The sequence below is a fragment of the Micromonospora sp. ALFpr18c genome, from assembly GCF_008868155.1.
Lineage (GTDB): Bacteria > Actinomycetota > Actinomycetes > Mycobacteriales > Micromonosporaceae > Micromonospora.
Genome location: NZ_WBKR01000147.1, coordinates 1 through 16,526 on the forward strand (window position 1 = coordinate 1; position 16,526 = coordinate 16,526).

15 protein-coding genes are annotated in these 16,526 nt (G+C 68.6%); 6 read left to right on the plus strand and 9 right to left on the minus strand.

Translation table 11 applies throughout. The features are described 5' to 3' along the window. Positions 1–327 precede the first annotated feature (327 nt). From F8271_RS22620 to F8271_RS22635, 4 genes are read right to left on the minus strand one after another with little or no spacing between them, the layout of a single operon-like run. Positions 328–1,011: a GNAT family N-acetyltransferase gene (locus F8271_RS22620; protein ID WP_151491831.1), complete on the minus strand. Its 684-nt coding sequence runs from the start codon at positions 1,009–1,011 to the stop codon at positions 328–330. Between the two features lie 26 nt (positions 1,012–1,037). Beyond that, complete coding sequence (locus tag F8271_RS22625) at positions 1,038–1,715, minus strand: GPP34 family phosphoprotein (RefSeq protein ID WP_151491832.1); 678 nt, start codon at positions 1,713–1,715, stop codon at positions 1,038–1,040. Positions 1,716–1,724: 9 nt separating this feature from the next. Further along, positions 1,725–2,738, minus strand: a complete 1,014-nt coding sequence (locus tag F8271_RS22630; RefSeq protein ID WP_151491833.1) for an acetamidase/formamidase family protein — start codon at positions 2,736–2,738, stop codon at positions 1,725–1,727. After that, positions 2,735–4,141 carry an APC family permease gene (locus tag F8271_RS22635; protein WP_151491834.1) on the minus strand — a complete coding sequence of 469 codons (1,407 nt, stop codon included), beginning with the start codon at positions 4,139–4,141 and terminating at the stop codon, positions 2,735–2,737. Before F8271_RS22635 ends, F8271_RS22630 begins: the two co-directional genes overlap by 4 nt. A 325-nt stretch (positions 4,142–4,466) precedes the next feature. Here F8271_RS22635 and F8271_RS22640 point away from each other — a divergent pair, with 325 nt between their 5' ends. The 4 genes from F8271_RS22640 (at position 4,467) to F8271_RS22655 (ending at position 8,595) form a co-directional block, all read left to right on the plus strand. Continuing rightward, positions 4,467–5,804, plus strand: coding sequence for a helix-turn-helix domain-containing protein (locus F8271_RS22640; protein WP_151491835.1), 1,338 nt, complete (start codon positions 4,467–4,469; stop codon positions 5,802–5,804). A gap of 34 nt (positions 5,805–5,838) precedes the next feature. Further along, complete coding sequence (locus F8271_RS22645; RefSeq protein WP_151491836.1) at positions 5,839–6,714, plus strand: DMT family transporter; 876 nt, start codon at positions 5,839–5,841, stop codon at positions 6,712–6,714. A gap of 118 nt (positions 6,715–6,832) precedes the next feature. Beyond that, complete coding sequence (locus F8271_RS22650) at positions 6,833–7,504, plus strand: HAD family phosphatase (RefSeq protein ID WP_151491837.1); 672 nt, start codon at positions 6,833–6,835, stop codon at positions 7,502–7,504. A gap of 71 nt (positions 7,505–7,575) precedes the next feature. Further along, the gene (locus tag F8271_RS22655; RefSeq protein WP_151491838.1) at positions 7,576–8,595 is read left to right on the plus strand and encodes a tryptophan--tRNA ligase; all 1,020 of its coding nucleotides are present in this window, start codon (positions 7,576–7,578) and stop codon (positions 8,593–8,595) included. Here the strand turns inward: F8271_RS22655 and F8271_RS22660 are convergent. Genes F8271_RS22660 through F8271_RS22675 form a run of 4 tightly spaced genes read right to left on the minus strand, consistent with a single transcriptional unit; the run spans position 8,588 to position 12,318 of the window. Further along, positions 8,588–9,613 (minus strand): FAD-dependent oxidoreductase, encoded by a 1,026-nt coding sequence (locus F8271_RS22660; protein ID WP_255473723.1) that lies wholly within the window; start codon positions 9,611–9,613, stop codon positions 8,588–8,590. The two genes, F8271_RS22655 and F8271_RS22660, sit on opposite strands and share 8 nt — an antisense overlap. A 16-nt stretch (positions 9,614–9,629) precedes the next feature. After that, positions 9,630–10,526: an NAD-dependent epimerase/dehydratase family protein gene (locus F8271_RS22665; protein ID WP_151491840.1), complete on the minus strand. Its 897-nt coding sequence runs from the start codon at positions 10,524–10,526 to the stop codon at positions 9,630–9,632. After that, the gene (locus F8271_RS22670; RefSeq protein WP_151491841.1) at positions 10,523–11,515 is read right to left on the minus strand and encodes a hypothetical protein; all 993 of its coding nucleotides are present in this window, start codon (positions 11,513–11,515) and stop codon (positions 10,523–10,525) included. The genes F8271_RS22665 and F8271_RS22670 overlap by 4 nt, the downstream gene beginning before the upstream one ends. A 20-nt stretch (positions 11,516–11,535) precedes the next feature. Continuing rightward, positions 11,536–12,318 carry a hypothetical protein gene (locus tag F8271_RS22675; protein WP_192580410.1) on the minus strand — a complete coding sequence of 261 codons (783 nt, stop codon included), beginning with the start codon at positions 12,316–12,318 and terminating at the stop codon, positions 11,536–11,538. A gap of 461 nt (positions 12,319–12,779) precedes the next feature. On the opposite strand from F8271_RS22675, the gene F8271_RS22680 reads away from it, so the two are divergent. After that, positions 12,780–13,343 carry an NUDIX hydrolase gene (locus F8271_RS22680; protein ID WP_151491843.1) on the plus strand — a complete coding sequence of 188 codons (564 nt, stop codon included), beginning with the start codon at positions 12,780–12,782 and terminating at the stop codon, positions 13,341–13,343. Here the strand turns inward: F8271_RS22680 and F8271_RS22685 are convergent. Beyond that, positions 13,340–14,713, minus strand: a complete 1,374-nt coding sequence (locus F8271_RS22685) for a helix-turn-helix domain-containing protein (RefSeq protein ID WP_151491844.1) — start codon at positions 14,711–14,713, stop codon at positions 13,340–13,342. The genes F8271_RS22680 and F8271_RS22685 overlap by 4 nt on opposite strands. A gap of 448 nt (positions 14,714–15,161) precedes the next feature. On the opposite strand from F8271_RS22685, the gene F8271_RS22690 reads away from it, so the two are divergent. Continuing rightward, entirely contained in the window at positions 15,162–16,037 is an 876-nt protein-coding gene (locus F8271_RS22690; protein ID WP_151491845.1) for a replication-relaxation family protein, read from the plus strand. Positions 16,038–16,526: the final 489 nt, after the last annotated feature.

Below are 16,526 nucleotides of genomic sequence, written 5' to 3' on the forward strand. Positions count from 1 at the left end.
GTTCTGGTCTTGCTGATCCATTGCTGCACGAGGCGCCGGTCGAGGTTGAGTTCGCGGGCGACGGCGGTGATCGGACCGCGGTGTCCGCTGTCGCGCAGGGCGGTCACCTGTTGGATGGTGGCGTCGATGAAGTCGTGGGAGTACTTGCGGGGGTAGGCCATCGGCTGGTTGTTCCTCGAACAGATGCGTCAGGGGCGGGAGTGAGTGACGGCAACCGCCTGGACAGCGCGGCACGGAGCCGGCCTGGCAGGGGCGGTCGTCCACCGCGACGATGGCGCCGCAGGTCGCTGGGCGGGTTCCGGGCGTGACTCTTGCTGGCGGTTCCTGCTATCTGGACCTCATCGCCGGCCCGCTGCTGGCGGGTTGAGAGCCATCTGGCCGGGGTGCGGCGGGGTGGGCGCGGTTACTGGGCCAGGTGCCAGGGCGGGAGCCGGGGTTGCGGCGCATGGGCTGCAGGACAGGCCCGTCGGGCAGGGTGACCGGCGGTCGTGGGTTGTAGCCGTGGCGGGTGTACAGGGTGTGGGCGTCGGTGGTGGTGTCGGTCCAGGAGGGCAGGTCGATGCGGTCGAGTCGGCTGCGGTGGTGGGTGAGCATCGCCGTCGCTCGCCCGGCGCCGCTTGCGTCGGGGTGTACGGCGAGGAACGCCAGGTGGTAGTGCGGCTCGGTGGGCCGCGACGCGGACAGCAGGGTGTCGAGCTGGTCGAAGCGGTCGACGTGTGGACCCGCGGCGTCGGCAAGCCTGCTGCGGTAGTTGGCCGGTGGTGGGATGGGTCGGTAGCGGTGGAACCCGACGGTGGCGGCGGTGAGGTCGTCGGTGACGTGGCTGTCGCCGTAGAACATGGCGTGCTCCACCCAGATCGCCAGGACGTCGGTCAGCACCCGGCGCCGCAGGGCCGGGTCGGGCACGAGCCACGCGGCGAGCGGCGTGGAGTGCAGGGCGGCGGCGATCAGCGCCGCGACGGGATCTTTGTCCGCCCAGCGGGCGGCGCGGATGCGCACGTCAGCGTCCATCAGGTCGGCCTCCTTGTTTTGAGCGCTTATCGGTAGGCGGCGGTGGCGAGGTCACCGACGGCGGCGTCGACGGCCGTGGTGATGTCGCGTACCGGCCGGTGGTGCTGCTCGGCGATAGCCCGCAGCTGACCGGTGAGAGCGGCGGTGTCCTCATCGAGGTAGAGGTGCTCTGTCAGGCCGAGGACGGCGACGAGGCCGGCGAGGGCGGCGGTGTGGTTGTCGGGCTGGTCGCGGCCGACGGCGAGGTAACGCAGCCGGGCCCGGGCGACGACCGCCCACTTGGTGTCGGTAACGAGGTAGCGGTCGGCGCGGGCGAGGCCGCCGAGTCGGCGGTGGGTGGTGTGGCGCAGGATGCCGCCGGCGTGCAGGCCGGCGCGGGTGCGTTCGTACAGGTCGTCGGCGAACCAGGTCAGCCATCCCCGCAGCGTCGGGGCGGGGTTGGCGTAGCGGACGGAGGCGATGGCGGTGTCGGCGATCAGGTCGGCGACGGGCTGGTCCAGGTGCAGCCACAGCCGCTGGTGCCCGCCCGGGCTGCCGTCGTCGTCGAGGGCGATCCGCCCGGCGAGGAACAGGTCGGTCAGGACCGCGCCGGCCATCCCGAGGGCGAGGGCTTGGCGGTGGACGTGGGGTTGGCCGGTGTCGTCGTTGTGGCCGAGCAGGAACAACTCGTCGCGCAGCGGCAGTTGCGGAATCGACGCGGTCATCGCCGGCCCCTATCGCAGTCCGGCCGCGTGCTGCCGCAGCCGGGCGTGCACCCCGCCGTAGGCGGCGGTCGGGGCCGGTAGCAGCGTCTTGTCGGCGGCGGCGAGAACGGTGTAGTTCGGGTCGCACACGTTGCCGATCGGCGCCCTGCCGGCCTGCGAGACGAGCTGGTAGGCGTCGAGCTCATCCAGGCCGGTGAGCGTGCTCGTCCAGCCGACCAGGTCGCGGTGGGCGATCCGGTAGGCGTCCTCCAAGGGCCTGGCACAGCCGATCGACATGATTTCCCGATCGGTCTCCACTCGGGGCCACACCGTCGCGGTTCCTTTGATGACCTCGATGATCAGGGTGGTGGTCGTGGCGATTTCCACCCCGACCCCGCAGGCCTCACCCTCACCCTGACGGGCGTGCCCGTCGCCGAGGGCCAGCATCGCCCCATGAACGTTCACCCCCAGATAAAGCGTGGCACCGGCACGCAGCTCGGGAGTGTCAAGGTTCCCGCCATGGGCGTCCGGAACGGTCGTGGAGCGGGCCTCGAACCCGCCGGGCGCGACCCCGATCGTGCCGATCATCGGATCCAGGGGCAGGTCGACGCTGTGGTCGCTGCCCGTGGCCTGGAAGCGGGCCGTCCCGGCTTCCCGGTCGATGCCGTACACCCATACCCGCTCCTCCAGCGCCGGCTGAAGGGTGGCGGTGTGGGAGGTGGAGGTCAGCGCCCCGAAGTGCGGGAAGGTCGATGACACACCCCAGTCACGGGCCGGCGTAATCGCGGCGAGGTGGATGGCGAGGGTGTCGCCAGGCTCGGCGTCCTCGACGAAGAACGGCCCTGACACCGGGTTCAGGTACGGCATGCGGCACACCCGCGACGGCAGGTCCGCCGGGCCGCGCACGAGGCCGCCGAAGCAGTCCTCGGTGAAGACCCGCAGCACGTCTCCGGAGCGGACGTGCGCCACCGGCATCCGCCCGCCGAAGGTGTAGGCCAGCTCGTCGCGGGCGGGACGGTAGGTGATCGTGTCCATGGCTGTCACACCCGCTCCACGTCGCGTGCTTGCGGCTGCGCGGGCGCCAGACCCGACAACACCGGCCGGCGGCCAGACAGGTACAGGCCGGCGAGCACCAAGACCCCGAGAGCGAGCCAGGCCAGGCCGAGGCGCTGCGCGGCGATGTTCGCGTTGACCACGACGTAGGCGAGGATCGCGAAGCCGATACCGGGCATGACCAGGTGTGCCCACCAGTTGCGACTGCGGCGGCGGACGAGGTGGTGCACGACCACGGAGACGTGCAGGACCAGGAAGGCGACCATCGCCCCGAAGTTGATCAGCGACGACAGCAGCGTGATCCCATCCGCCCGGGTCGCCATGTACAGGCCCAGCGCGAGGGACACAGCGCCGGTAAGCAAAGTGGCGTTGATCGGCACGTTGCGGCGGATCGACACCTTCGCGAGGAACGCGGGCAGTTGCCGGTCGCGGGCCATCGCGTACAGCAGTCGGGACGTGGCGACCTGCGCGACCATCGAGTTCGGCAGGCCCCAGGCGATGGCGGTCGCGACCGCGCACAACGTCGCCAGCCAGCCTCCGCCGGCCACGGCGGCGGCGTCGTAAAAGGCGGTGCCGTTCGGGTCACCGTTCGCCAGGAGACCGTCCGGGTCGGGCACGAGCATCGCGGCCAGCCACGTCTGGACGATGAACAGCACCCCGGCCAGGATCAGGACGGCGGCCATGGCGCGGCCGATCTGGCGGGAACCGCCCTTGGTCTCCTCGGCCAGCATGCTGATGCCGTCGAAGCCGAGGAACGACAGCACCGCGATCGACACCGCGCCCGCGACGAGCGACCAGGTGAAGGTGTCGGCGTTGTAGAACGCCTCCCAGCTGAACCGGCCCCTGCCCGAGGCGAGGGCCCAGCCGGCAATGGCCAAGAAGATCGCCAGGACGATCAACTCGCCGACGAGCATGACCCGAGTGACCACCGCGGTCATCCGGATCCCGACCGAGTTGACGACCGTGTTGACCGCCACGAACCCGAGCAGCCACAGCCACACCGGCACCGACGGGACCGTGGCGTGCATCGCCATCGACGCCACCAGGTACAGCAGGCCAGGCACGAGCACGTAATCGAGGAGGATCACCCAGCCGGCCAGGAAACCCACCGGCGGGCTGATGCCCCGACCGGCGTAGTTGTAGACGCTGCCGCTCATGGGGAACGCCTTGACCATCTGCGCGTAGGAGAACGCGGTGAACACCAGCGCCACCACGCCGATCGCGTACGCCAAGGCCACCATGCCACCGGAGCCGGCGTAAACGCTGCCGAAGATCGCCATCGGCGCGATCGGCACCATGTACACCAGGCCGTACGCGACCAAGTCTCGGAAGCGCAACCTCCGGGCCAACTCCTGGCGGTAGCCGTAGCGAGCTAATTCGTCCTGCTCGTACATCAGTGGTCCTCTCTATTGAGATCAACTACACGGACACGGCGCTTCGTTGCGGCGGTCGCGGGAACTTGGTTGAGCGCGACGTCATCCGCACCCGCATTGCGGCCGTTTCTGGATCGCGTGCCGCTAGGCAATGCCCTGTGAACAGGCGATCCGCGTTGTGATCGAGGGTCGCGTCCGGGGCGGGAAAGATCGACCCCCGTTGGTGGGGACCACCGACTCACCGGTACTCCACGGATCACGGGGAGTACTCGCGCGGATGGCTTCCGTCACAGCGATGGTGATCGCTAACGTGCAACCCACGGCGACCAGGAGGCGGAGGCGGGGGATGGCGAGAAGCGCACGTAGCTATCAGCGGGAGGCCGACGAGCTTCGCGCCAGCGGTTGGACGTACCGGCAGATCGCCTCGCATTGGCGGCAGCGGTACCGCTTCAACCCGCGAGTGGCCTTCCGCCTCGCTCACGGCCTGACGCAGGCCGATGTGGCGCAACGGTGGAACGAGCAGTGGCCCGACGCGGACGCGCCGAAGACCGCCAAGCAGATTTCTTACTGGGAGATCTGGCCGGGTTCGGCGGGCCGGGCCCCGTCGTTGGACACGTTGAACAAGTTGGCCTTCCTCTACCGGTGCGCCGCCGGCGAGCTGCTCGGCGGGGAGGACCACAGCCACCTCGATACGGCGGTCCTGGGCGCGAGCGAACCGGAGACACACGCCGGTCGGTCGACCAGCGAGCGCCCCACGGGCGCTCCGTTGCCCACCGGCGCGGTCCTGACCCGAGTCACCAATCGGATCGTTGAGGACTTCGAGATCCTCACCGACACCTACCGGCGCCTCGACTACCGAGAAGGCTCAGGCCGGGTGACCGCGGACGTTGGCGCTCACCTGCACCGGATGCTGGAGGTCAGCAACCGCACGACCAACACCAGCACCCACCACAGGCTGCTGCGCGCTGCCGGCGACGCCGCCCAACTCGCGGCCTGGTTCGCCATCGACGCCCAGCGCTACCAGCAGGCACACGGATACTGCCGCCTCACGATCTCGCTCGCGGAGAAAGCGAACGACCGCGCCCTGCACTCCTACGGTCTCGGCGTTCTCAGCCAGATCCACCTGCATCGCGGGGACGGCCGCACCGCCCTCAGCCTGCTGGGCACCGCTCGCGAGGTCGGCGGACAGGGCATCCCGGCCGCCGTGAATTCCTGGTTGGGTGAGGCCACCGGTGAGGCGTACGGATTCCTCGACGAGCCGCGCCGGGGCATGACCGCGCTGTCCGAGGCTGAACGGGTCTTCGACGGCGTGAGCGTTGACAACACACCTTCCTGGCTGAGCTTCTTCAACGCCGACTGCCACGCCGCGCGACTCAAGGGCCGATGCCTCACCCGGCTGAGCCGCCCCACCGAAGCGACCCGCTCCCTGTACGAGGCGCTGACCCTGCTGCCCGCCGACTTCGTCCGGGAACGCTCCGGCACGTTCATCGACCTCGCTGTCGCCTACACGCAAATGAACCAAATCGAGCAGTCCTGCCACGCCGCCACCCAGGCCGACATCCTCGCCCGACGCACCGGCTCCGAACGCAACCGCAAGCGCCTCCGCCAGCTCTTGGTCGACCTGCTGCCCTGGACCGCGCTCGACTGCGTGCAGAGCCTCTACCGGCAGGTGCTGATTAACTAGGACGCGTGCGCACGCCGACCCGTCACGACCCGCTGTGACCCGCCGCTCCTGGATCGAACTGGTCATCTTGTCCGCCCTCTGGGGCGCGGTCTATCCGCTCATCACCGTAGCCCTGCGCGACTTCTCGCCGACGCTCGTTGTCCTCGGACGGGTACTCCTCGCGGCGCTTCTCCTGCTTCCCTTCGCGGTACGTCGGGACGCCCTTCGGCTGATCTGGCGTAATCCTCGGGCGATTATCGAGACGGTGTTGGTGCAATCCACCGCGCCGCTGCTGCTGCTCACCTACGGGCAGCAGTACGTCTCGGCCAGCGTCGCCGGCATCCTCGTCGGCGCGCAACCACTGTTCGTCGCGCTCCTCGCCCTCCGCTACGCGCCCGACGAACGCCCACAGGGCTGGAAGGGCCTGACCGGCATCGTCCTCGGTCTGGTCGGCGTGGTCATGCTCTTCGGCGTTGACCTGCGCGGAGGCCGCATGGCGCTGATCGGCGGCACCCTCATCCTCATCGCGGCCGTGTGCTACGCCGCTGGCGCGATGTTGATCCACCGCCGGTACGCCGAGACCCCGTCCCTCGGCGTCGCCACTTCCGCCATGCTCGTCACCACCGCAGCCGTGGTCGTTCCGGCCTCCGCGACGATCCCGACGCGGCTACCCGGAGCGGAAGCGACCGGTGCGCTCCTCGTGCTCGGGATCGTGTGCACCGGCGCGACGCTCGCCCTGTTCTACGCGCTCATCACCCGCGTCGGCCCCGCCCGCGCCGCCCTGGCGTTCTACCTGTCACCCGCCTTCGCCGTCGCCTTCGGCGTGGCCTTCCTCCGCGAGCAGATCAGCGTGTTCGCAATCCTCGGGCTCGCAGCGATCGTCGTCGGGTCCGTGCTCGCCGCACACCGCAGAGAGCCGACACCACCGTAAAACCCTCTCCCAACCCTCGGTACAGGCGATTCGCCCCGCGTTGCCGGAGCCTCAGGGTATCGGTTGGCGCTGTCCTCGCATCTCGCCGCGGGACCGCTCGACGGGGAAGAATCGAGGGGTGAAGGGTGATCGCGAAGCGACCCACGGACGTCGGCCCGACCTCGTCATCTTCGACTGTGACGGGGTGCTCGTTGACAGCGAGTCGATCGTCGCGGGTGTGCTGGCGGAGCAGCTACGACAGCTCGGCGTGGAGATCACCGACGCGGAGTGCGAGCGGGAGTTCGCGGGCTTGACCCAGGACAGGGCCACTGATCGGGTCGTCGCGCTACTGGGCACCTCCGCCTCGGTGGGATGGTTCAACTCGCTCACACGCTCTGTTGACGAGGCCCTTCGTGCTCGGGTACGTCCGGTGCCCGGCGTGCTGGACGTGATCCGCCTGCTGGAATTTCCGTTCTGCGTAGCGTCGAACGGGCGGGCCGAGAAGGTGGCCCTCACGCTGCGGACGAGTGGACTCGCGGGCTACTTCGAGGACAGGATCTTCACCGCCGCCGACGTCATGCGGGGCAAGCCGGCCCCGGATGTCTTCCTCCTGGCGGCCGAGCGGCTGGGCGCCGACCCACGGCGCTGTGTGGTGGTAGAGGACAGCGAGTCCGGGATCGCCGCTGCTCGGGCGGCGGGTATGCGGGTACTCGGCTTCGTGCCGGCGAGAGATCGGACGCTCGATGGCGCTGACGCGCTCTTCAGCAGCATGGCGGACTTGCCGAGAATGCTCTTCTTGCCGACCAACTGACAGGTCCATCCACCGCTCGCCAAGGCCGACAAGGACATCGACCAGACTCGGCCGCGTAGTAATGTCGGGGTATGGGTTCTACGGCGCGTAAGGTCTCGCTGACGGGCATCAAGCCGACGGGCGAGCCGCACCTGGGTAACTACGTCGGTGCGATCCTGCCCGCGCTCGACTTGACGGACAGCTACGAGTCGATGTACTTCATCGCTGACTACCACGCGCTCACGACGGTCCGTGATCCTGCTCTGCTGCGGCATTACACCCGGTCGGTCGCGGCGACCTGGCTGGCCGCGGGCTTGGACCCGGACCGGACTACCTTCTACCGCCAGTCCGACATCCCGGAGATCTTCGAGCTGGCGTGGGTGATGTCCTGCATGTCCGCGAAGGGGCTGATGAACCGGGCTCACGCGTACAAGGCGGCGCGTGACCGCAACCGCGAGGCCGGTAGGGAAGACCTCGACGCGGGCGTGAACATGGGTCTGTTCAACTACCCGGTGCTCATGGCTGTCGACATCCTGATCGTCGAGGCTGACGTGGTGCCGGTCGGCCGCGACCAGCTTCAGCACGTCGAGTACGCCGCCGACATCGCGGGCTCGTTCAACAGCATCTACGGCGACCGGTACAAGCTGAAGATCCCGAAGCCCGTCGTGCCCGAGGAAGGGACCGCGCACACGCTGCCCGGCACCGACGGCCGGAAGATGAGCAAGTCGTACGGCAACACGATCCCGCTGTTCGCCCCGGAGCCGGCCCTGAAGAAGGTCATCCGTCGGATCACGACAGACAGCGTCCCGGTAGAGGCACCCAAGGAGCCGGACTCCTCTTCCGTGTTCACGCTCTTGGAGCGGTTCGGTGACCCCGCCGTGGTCGCCGAGACCAGGGCTCGGCTGATCGCGGGCGGAATGGGCTGGGGGGAGGTCAAGGCGCAGCTGACCGAGGCGTTGAACGATCGGTTCGCGCCGATGCGCGACCGGTACGAGGCGCTCGTGGCTTCGGGTAGCGAGCTTGACGACCTGCTGGCGCATGGTGCGGACAAGGCCCGCAAGCAGACCCGGCCGGTGCTTGAGCGGGTCCGCGACGCCGTCGGAATCAGCTGAGCCGACGTTCCTGTTCGAGGGCGTTGACGACGCGTTCGGCGCAGTGCCACGCGGTGGTCCACTTGCCGGGCACCGCGACGACCAGGTTGGGGGCTCGACTCCAACCAGCGGGGGGATCACGAAGATCCGCCACGAAGCTGGTCGGAGCAGCGCGAGTTGTCACAGGTTCGCAGACAGTTCCCCACTGCAGGCTGAGATCGGCATCTGACCGGTGCAGCCCGCGCCGGACGAGCGCCGTCCGGATCCGCGCGTACTCGATCTCGTCCGTGCCGTACTCGCCGTTGACGCTTGGCAGGCCGACGCGGGCGTCGGCGTGGTCGGGGCTGATGGCCAGTAGGTCTCCGTCGAGCCAGTAGGCCAGGGCATCCGGTTGAGCCCCGGCGTGCCGACCCCACGCGATGCGACGTTGCCGGAGCGTGTGCGCGACGCCCGCCCGAGCCAGCAGGTCGGGAGTGTCGGCACCGGCTGCCAACACGACCAGGGCGGGGCTGTCGCTGAGGTCGGGGACGGTCACCAGCGTCGTCTCCTGGTTGCGTCGCAGCGTGGCCCGGCGCTGCGACAGCAGCGACACCCCGCAGTCGTGGGCGAATGCTCTGGTGCGGGCGTGCAGGATGTCGAGGTTGACGCTGAAGTCCGGGATACGAAAGGCGGCGGCAGCGGGAAGATGAGCCGCGCTCGCGGGTGAGCGGTCCGGGCTGATCTCCTCGACATCGATGCCGATGTGCTGCCAGGCAGTGCGGTACGTATGCACGGCCGCGGTCTCGGCGAACAGGGCGTAGCCATGCGGCTCGCCTACCAGGGCGGGGCGGAGTAATTCGTCTGGCCAGTCGTTCCTGTACTGCCAGCAGGCCTCGGCGACGTCAGGTAGAACCGGTGCCAGGACAGCGCCGGAGTGCAGTTGTCCGAAGTTCGCCAAGGACGCTCCGGGACGGCCGTCGCCTACGCAAAGGACGTCGAACCCGCGCCGGGCGGCGGTCGTGGCGATAGCCAAGCCGCATAGCCCGGCACCGACGACCAATACCTTTCTCCTCGAATCAGGCATGAGGTGGCAAGCCTCCTCCGTCGGGACGATGGACGTCGCGGTCTCGGAGAACCGTGACGTGGTAGCGGTCGGCAAAGCGGCGGACGAGCTCCGCGGGTGCGAGGTGATGGTCGACTCGACGCCGGATGCGAGCTGGAGACCAGCGCAGCCGTCCGCGGGCGGCGCTCCGGTGGGCTTGCATGCTGTCGCGTTCGGTCAGCAGGCACCGGAGGTGAGCCATCAGCACCGAGGGCGTCGCTGCGCCGCCCCGCCCGTCACTCATGGCCGGGTGGTCACCGACAAAGCTGGGCACCTGGACGACGAATCGGGAGCTGAGCGGCGCACTTGCCGCCACATGCAGCTGGTGCGCGGCGTGGTCGTACGACCACAACGGCCAGCACGGTGACGCTGCCTCTTCCTCGCCCTTGCGCAACACGGGGAGCAGCAGTGCGACACCGGGTAGACCGGCGCTGGCATACGTGATGACCTGACGCCGTTTCGCCAGCCCGTAGGGCGTCTGGTACAGGCCTGGGGCGAGAACGGCGGTGGTGCTGGCAGCGACCAGGTGGGGCTGGGCGGCGCACTCCCGAAGCCGATCCCGCAACCGCAGCACAGTGTCGGTCGCGGCTCGAACGCTGCGCCGCATGCCCTCGACACCGCTGCGGTCGAGGACCAGGTCGATAACGGCCACCCGCTTCGGACCACCGCATCGCAGACCGACGGCGTTGACGACCCTCGTCTGGTCCGTACAGTTCGTGAGGTCAGCGGAGATCCACTCAGCGGCGCTCGGCTTGCCGATGCCGGGTGAGCGTGCCACCGCGATCGTGTCGATGCCAGCGGCCGACAGCAGCGGCACCAGCTGACGGCCCAAGCGCCCGGAGGCGCCGAGGAGCACCACCGCAGTTGTCACGAGGCGGACTGCTTCCACAGCGTGGCGTACCGGTTGAAGGTCGCACAGAACTCGGCTCGAATCTCGTGCCACGGGCCTGGCTGGGCCTCGCGGTGCGCGAACGCCTCGCGGGCGGCAGCGGCGGAGGTGGCATCCCACCCGCTGGCAAGCTCGATCGCGGAGAGCACCGCGGGTTGGCTCGTCTGATCGTCGCGCATCACCCGCTCGGCCACTTCGTGGGGCGACATGTTGAGGTGGATGCTCGACGCCGGAATGCTCTTGGACATCTTGGGGTAGCCGGCGAGCCCTTCGAGCACACGGAAGTACAGCGCGCCGATGTTCCCGGTCCAACCGAGGCCCAACTCGCGGGCGTTGGCCTGACGTTCGAGGACGAGGCGGGCGAGGTCGGTGAAGTACGCCTCTTCCATGCCGGAGACCATGAGGACGTGCTTGGCGCCGTGGTCGAAGGGGCCGAGTACGTCGGCCACGGTGTACAGCGAGTCGGTGACCACTCCGATTTCGCTGCCGAGCAGGCCGTGGTCGGCGTACAGCTCCAGCAGGCTCTCGCGGTGCTCCTGGAAGTCGGCCCGGGAGAGGTATCGGGCGATGCGTCCGGCGCGCACGAGGTTGGCGTGGTCAAGGTGGGACCGCAGGTCGGTGGCGTCGCGGTCCAGCCCGAGTGCGATGAGGAAGGCGAACATCTGGTCGCGGACCTGGACCAGGGTCGACCAGGCGACGTTACGGGAGTTCCACGCGCCGAGGTCGGAGATGATGACCGTCATCGGCGCGTGTAGCTGCCGCTGAAGTTCCACCGCGCCGAGCATGACCGACAGGGTGCCGGCGGTCGGCGCGTTCGTCGGGCCGAATCCGGTGACGATGGCCATCGAGTCGCGTACGTCAGGGTCCAGGACCGGTACGGCGCCGTCGTTGTGGGTGAAGCGGATAGCGGCCGGTCCCAGGTGTCCGGCGACGGCCTCGGTGGTGTGCTGGTCCATCGATATGGCTGGCATCTGCCCTCCTTGATGTGGGGTTATCGGCTCTCGGACAGCCTCGTGAGCAGGCGCATGGCTTCACCAGATCGCCGGGCGTGCCGCACCCGCTGGAGCGAGTCCTTGGTGGCTGCACCGGAGTCGACGATGAGCGCGGCGTTCAGCTCGACAAGGCGGGTGGCGGGTGTGTCGCCGGCGGGTGCGAGTGCTTCGGCAGCGAGTGCGGCATTGCCTGCGTGGGTCGGTCGATGAGCAACGGCGGCGCGCCACTCCCTCGTGGGAGCATCGTTCGCGCGGATGGTCGCGCTCAACAGTCCGGAGGTGATGCGTGCGAGGTGCGCGTTGCCGACGCCGCAGTACTCGTCCACGGTCTCGCCGTCGGTGAGGTCGGTCGAGACGACCGCCCCGGCTGGGATGTCGGGCCGGATGCTCTGAAGGGCGCGTGCTGACAGTTCCACGTCGGTGTGGGCGAGGCCGAACAGGAAGCGGGATGCCCGCACGCACAGCGTCGCCACCGGCATGAAGAAGCTCGCGGGGTTGATGGTGTCGAAGACGCCGTCATACCTGGCCGCGTACCGGGGGCAGAACAGCGGGTAGGAGACGAAGGCGATGTTGGTCTTCCGCATCGCGTCCGGGATGCTCGCCAGGTCAGCCACGGGCCTGATCCGGAGGACGTCGAGGATGTCAGCGGCGCCCGAGATCGCGGACACCGACCGGGAGACACCCTTGACAACGGGGGTGCCGGCTGCGGCGGCGAGGATCGCCGCAGCGGTGCTGACGTTGAAGGTCTTGAACTGTTCCTTGCCGCTGCCGGCGACGACCACCGTGTCGTCTGGCACGTCGATGGGTCGCGTGACGTGTCTGCGGAGCACAGGGTCGAACTCGACAACCTCAGTCCACCAGTCGAGCAGATCCGGCGCGCTGAGGTGAGCGTCCCGGATCAGTCCGGTGCACCATCGGCGCCATCGCTCGTTCGAGGTGGGCGACCTGTCGTGGAGGAAGGAGCGGAGCACGTCCCGGCTGTATCTGGGCGCGGTGCCGTCTGTCCCTGCGGTGGTCTTGGCTGCCGTGGCGCTGGTCATCTGCTATCTCCCGTCGAGGGGCGGCAGGACTGACGAATGCACGGGGTCGGGCCACCTGACCCGTCGCATGTGACCACCACATCCGTCGATCAGTAGCCTCGCGCCAACGGAGCGTGAGAGGGGCGGTGCCGGTGTCAGCCGGTGTCAGCCGACGCTTCTGCCCGGACAAGCAAGGACACCGATGGCTGATTTAGGGTGATGCCATGACCACGGACGCCCGACGGGCCAGCGAGTGGACGATTCACGGCGAGCGCGTCATCGACGACACGCGACGCGCGGTACTCAGCGTCGCGGACGTGGAGTTACCGGACGGCGTGCGTTTCGAGCAGTACGTACTGCGTGTCCCGGCTGCCGCGATGGTGGTTGTTCTCGACGACGCCGACCGGGTCCTGATGATGTGGCGGCACCGATTCATCATCGACCGCTGGGTGTGGGAACTTCCCGGCGGTTACCTCGACCCGGATGAGGATTCGGCCGTGTGCGCAGCCCGGGAGGTCGAGGAGGAGACAGGGTGGCGGCCGAAGAGCATGGAGCCGCTGGTCGCCTTCCAGCCCATGGTGGGGACCATCGATCAACCGAACGTCGTCTACCTCTCCCGAGGTGCCGAGCCCACTGGCGCGGCGCCGGACATCAACGAGACCGAACGGCTCGGATGGATCCCGCTGTCGGAGGTTCAGCAACGCATCGACGCGGGCGAGATCGTTGGCGCGGGCTCGGTCACCGGTCTGCTCGCCGCTCTGCTCGCCAAGGCATCCGGGCGAATCTAGGCCGATCGCAGAAGCGGCTGGACCCGCTCGTTGAACTCGTTGACGGCAGATAGCCCCTGGTAGGGGCTGAGCCGATCGGCTAGGTCGGCCAGGTAGTCCCGCGCTCGGCGAGAGCTCAACTGCTCTGCTGCCGTAGCCGCCTGCACACCTACGACGGCAGCCTGTTCGGGTTCGCCGGACTGCACGCGAGCCACCGCCAGGAGCGCGAGATTGAATTGGCGTCCGCGGGCGTAAGCCTGGCCGTCCATGTCGAGCGAGCGGACCGCGAAGCGTGCCGCTGTCTTCCCCTGCCCCAGGGCGGTGAAGCAGTGCCCGAACTTCGCCGAAAGGTACGCCTCGTCGAAGTAGCCAATCCACTGCGGGCCGCTGCCGCACTCGGCGCGGTCGAAGGCGCGCTCGGCCCGGTCGAGCGCGGCGGCGCACGCCGCCTCGTCGCCCCCGACCGCGTGGCCCTGCGCCTCAAGTACCGCCGACTCCGCCTCAATCGCCGTGATGCCGGCCTGAATCGCCATCAGCCCGGCCGCACGAGCCAGATCCACCGCCTCCGACGAGGCACGGAGGTAAGCCGCCTGGTGACTCATCGCCGCCAGGATCTCCGCGCCCAGCGGTCGATCACCCGCTGAGGCGGCCAGTCGCAACGCCTGCACCATGTATCGCTGCGCGAGCCCGTGCATGCCGGCGTCGTACGACGACCAACCGGCCAGCTGCGTCGCTTCGGCAGCAGCGGACATCAGGGCTCGGCCTGTTCGTTGGTCGTATCGGCCGCGTAGCAGCCCAGCCACCTCGGTGTCGAGAAACCGCACCACACTGTCTCGGACCCGCGTCCCGCCGTACTGGTTGTCCAGCGACCGGTAGACGCCGGTAATGCGCCGCACCGCTTCGATTTCCGGTTCCCCGACGAGGCGCTCGCCAGCGCTTGAGGGTTGCTCGTCCAATGGCGCGGTCAGCCAGCGCACGGCTGGTGAAAGATACGCCGCCGCGCTGAAGCCGACGCCTCGGAGCAGATTCCGCCGTTGCATATCGTCCCGCCACAGCTCGGTCGCCACGGCAACACCGCGTTGCCAATCCGCTGCGAACTCTAGCCCCGGGATAACGGTCGGACCGGAGGTAACCGCGGCTGCTGACGACTCACCAGCGTCGGCTGACACCACCGATGCCAACGCGAGTAGCTCGCCGCCCGCGCCCAACGCCGCCTCAAGAAGCGCCAGCACGGATGGGCTCGGACGCTTCAGACCGGCCTCCAGATCCCAGAGGTAGCCGTGAGAGCAGTGGATCTGCTGACCAAGCCGACGAAGCGACAGGCGCCGCTTCAACCGCAGCGCCTTCAGACACGTCCCGAACGCTGGATCGATCGCTTGCCGCCCAGGCATGGCATGCAACCCCCGAAAGTCGGTCGGCTGGACACGTGCGGCTACATCACTTCAATCGATGGACGCTACCTCTTCGGACAGCGACCGCGCGAAAGCAATCGGTTACCACCCCGCCAGGCGTGGACCTGGCTCGGCCGACCCACCTTGCCGTACGGCCCGAACTCCTATCGAAAGGCTCCATCTGCGATGTCCGCAATCATCTGCTCGAACGGGTCAGCAAACCTCGCTGACCCATCCGCACCTGATCGTCTCCACATGGACAGCAACGGGCTTGACCTCCCGTTGCGGGTCCTGCTGGGTGTCCCACTTGGCGTCCCGCTTCAACAGGACCCCCGAACGGACCCTTCGGTTCGGCTCACAGCCCAGGTCAGGGCCGCTGTCAGCAACGTCTGTCGTGATGCGACAGACCCTCCGACTGGGTCTCTCCCCCCGGGGATGGTGATGGCGCATGCCTGATCAGCTGCTTCGTGTGCAGTCCCAGCTCACCGGCCGCGACCTCGTCCTGCTCGGCTGGCTGGCCGATCACGGTGTTCTCACCTCCTTCCAGATCGCCAATGCCCTTTTCCCCTCGGTCGATTACGCCCAGGAACGCCTGCGGGCCCTGATGCAGAAGTTGGGGGTAGTGGACCGGTTCCGGCCGCAGAAGCCCGACGGCGGCTCCTACCCGTACCACTACGTACTGGCGCAACTCGGCGTCGAGGTCGTCGCCGCGCAGCGCGGCGACGACCTGCCGCGCAGGGACCAGGCCCGGCGGAAGCGTTGGCACCTGACGAGGCGGGCGAACCTGCCGCATCTGCTCGGGGTCAACGGCTTCTTCACCGCCCTGGCCGGTCACGCCCGCACCCATCCCGGCAGCGAGTTAACACGCTGGTGGCCGGCTGGACGTTGCCAGCAGACGGGGGCCTTCGCCGAGCCCGACGACGACGTCGCGGCCCGCGCTTATACGCCGAGGTCGCGGCCAGATGGGCACGGCATCTGGGTCGAAGGCGACCGCAGGGTGCCGTTCTTCCTGGAGTACGACCTCGGCACCGAACGGCCGCTTTCCCGACTGGTCGACAAGATCGACGGCTACCGGGAACTCGCGCACGCCACCGGCCGGATCTGGCCGGTCTTGTTCTGGCTGCACTCCCCGGAGCGGGAGCGGCACCTGCATCAGGAACTCTCCGCCGCCGGGACCATCTACCCGGTGGCTACCGCCGTGCACGCCGAGGTCACCGGCGTCAACCCAGCCGAGGCGATGTGGTGGCTGCACCGCTACCACGGGGCGTCGATGCGTTTGGCTGACCTCCCTGTCGGAGGCAGCCGCAGCGAACAGGCCGGCTGACCCACAGCGGCGGACCCATCCCCGGTGACCGGACACGCGCCCACACAGGCGGCGACAAGGGCCACCCCGCCGTTGACCAGGCGGCCCCGCGGCGCGCGTGCGAGCGGTAGCTGTCCGCGCCTTTCTCCCGTCGAGGAAGGGCGGACGGTACCTCTGCTCTCGCCACGACAGCAAGCCTTCGAAACTGTCAGCCGCTCTCCGACCCCTGCGTGAGTTGTCGTGAGTCGCTGACAGTTCGAATCGTCTGCCGGTGACAGCGCTGCGAGCTATCGTCCGCGCCCCTCACGCCCACGGGCGTTTCAAGATCATCTTACGGTGGGTAGTGGTCACCACGTCGGCGTGTCGAATGGGGACGAAGCTCCGTTAGGACGAGGTCTTCTCACGGATCTGGTCCACCCGGAGCTTCGTCATGGCGCAGTCTGTCATCCCTGCTGTCGATTCGGTGCCCGCGCCGCGGGATGGTGGCGTGTCGTTCACGCCGTCGTGTCG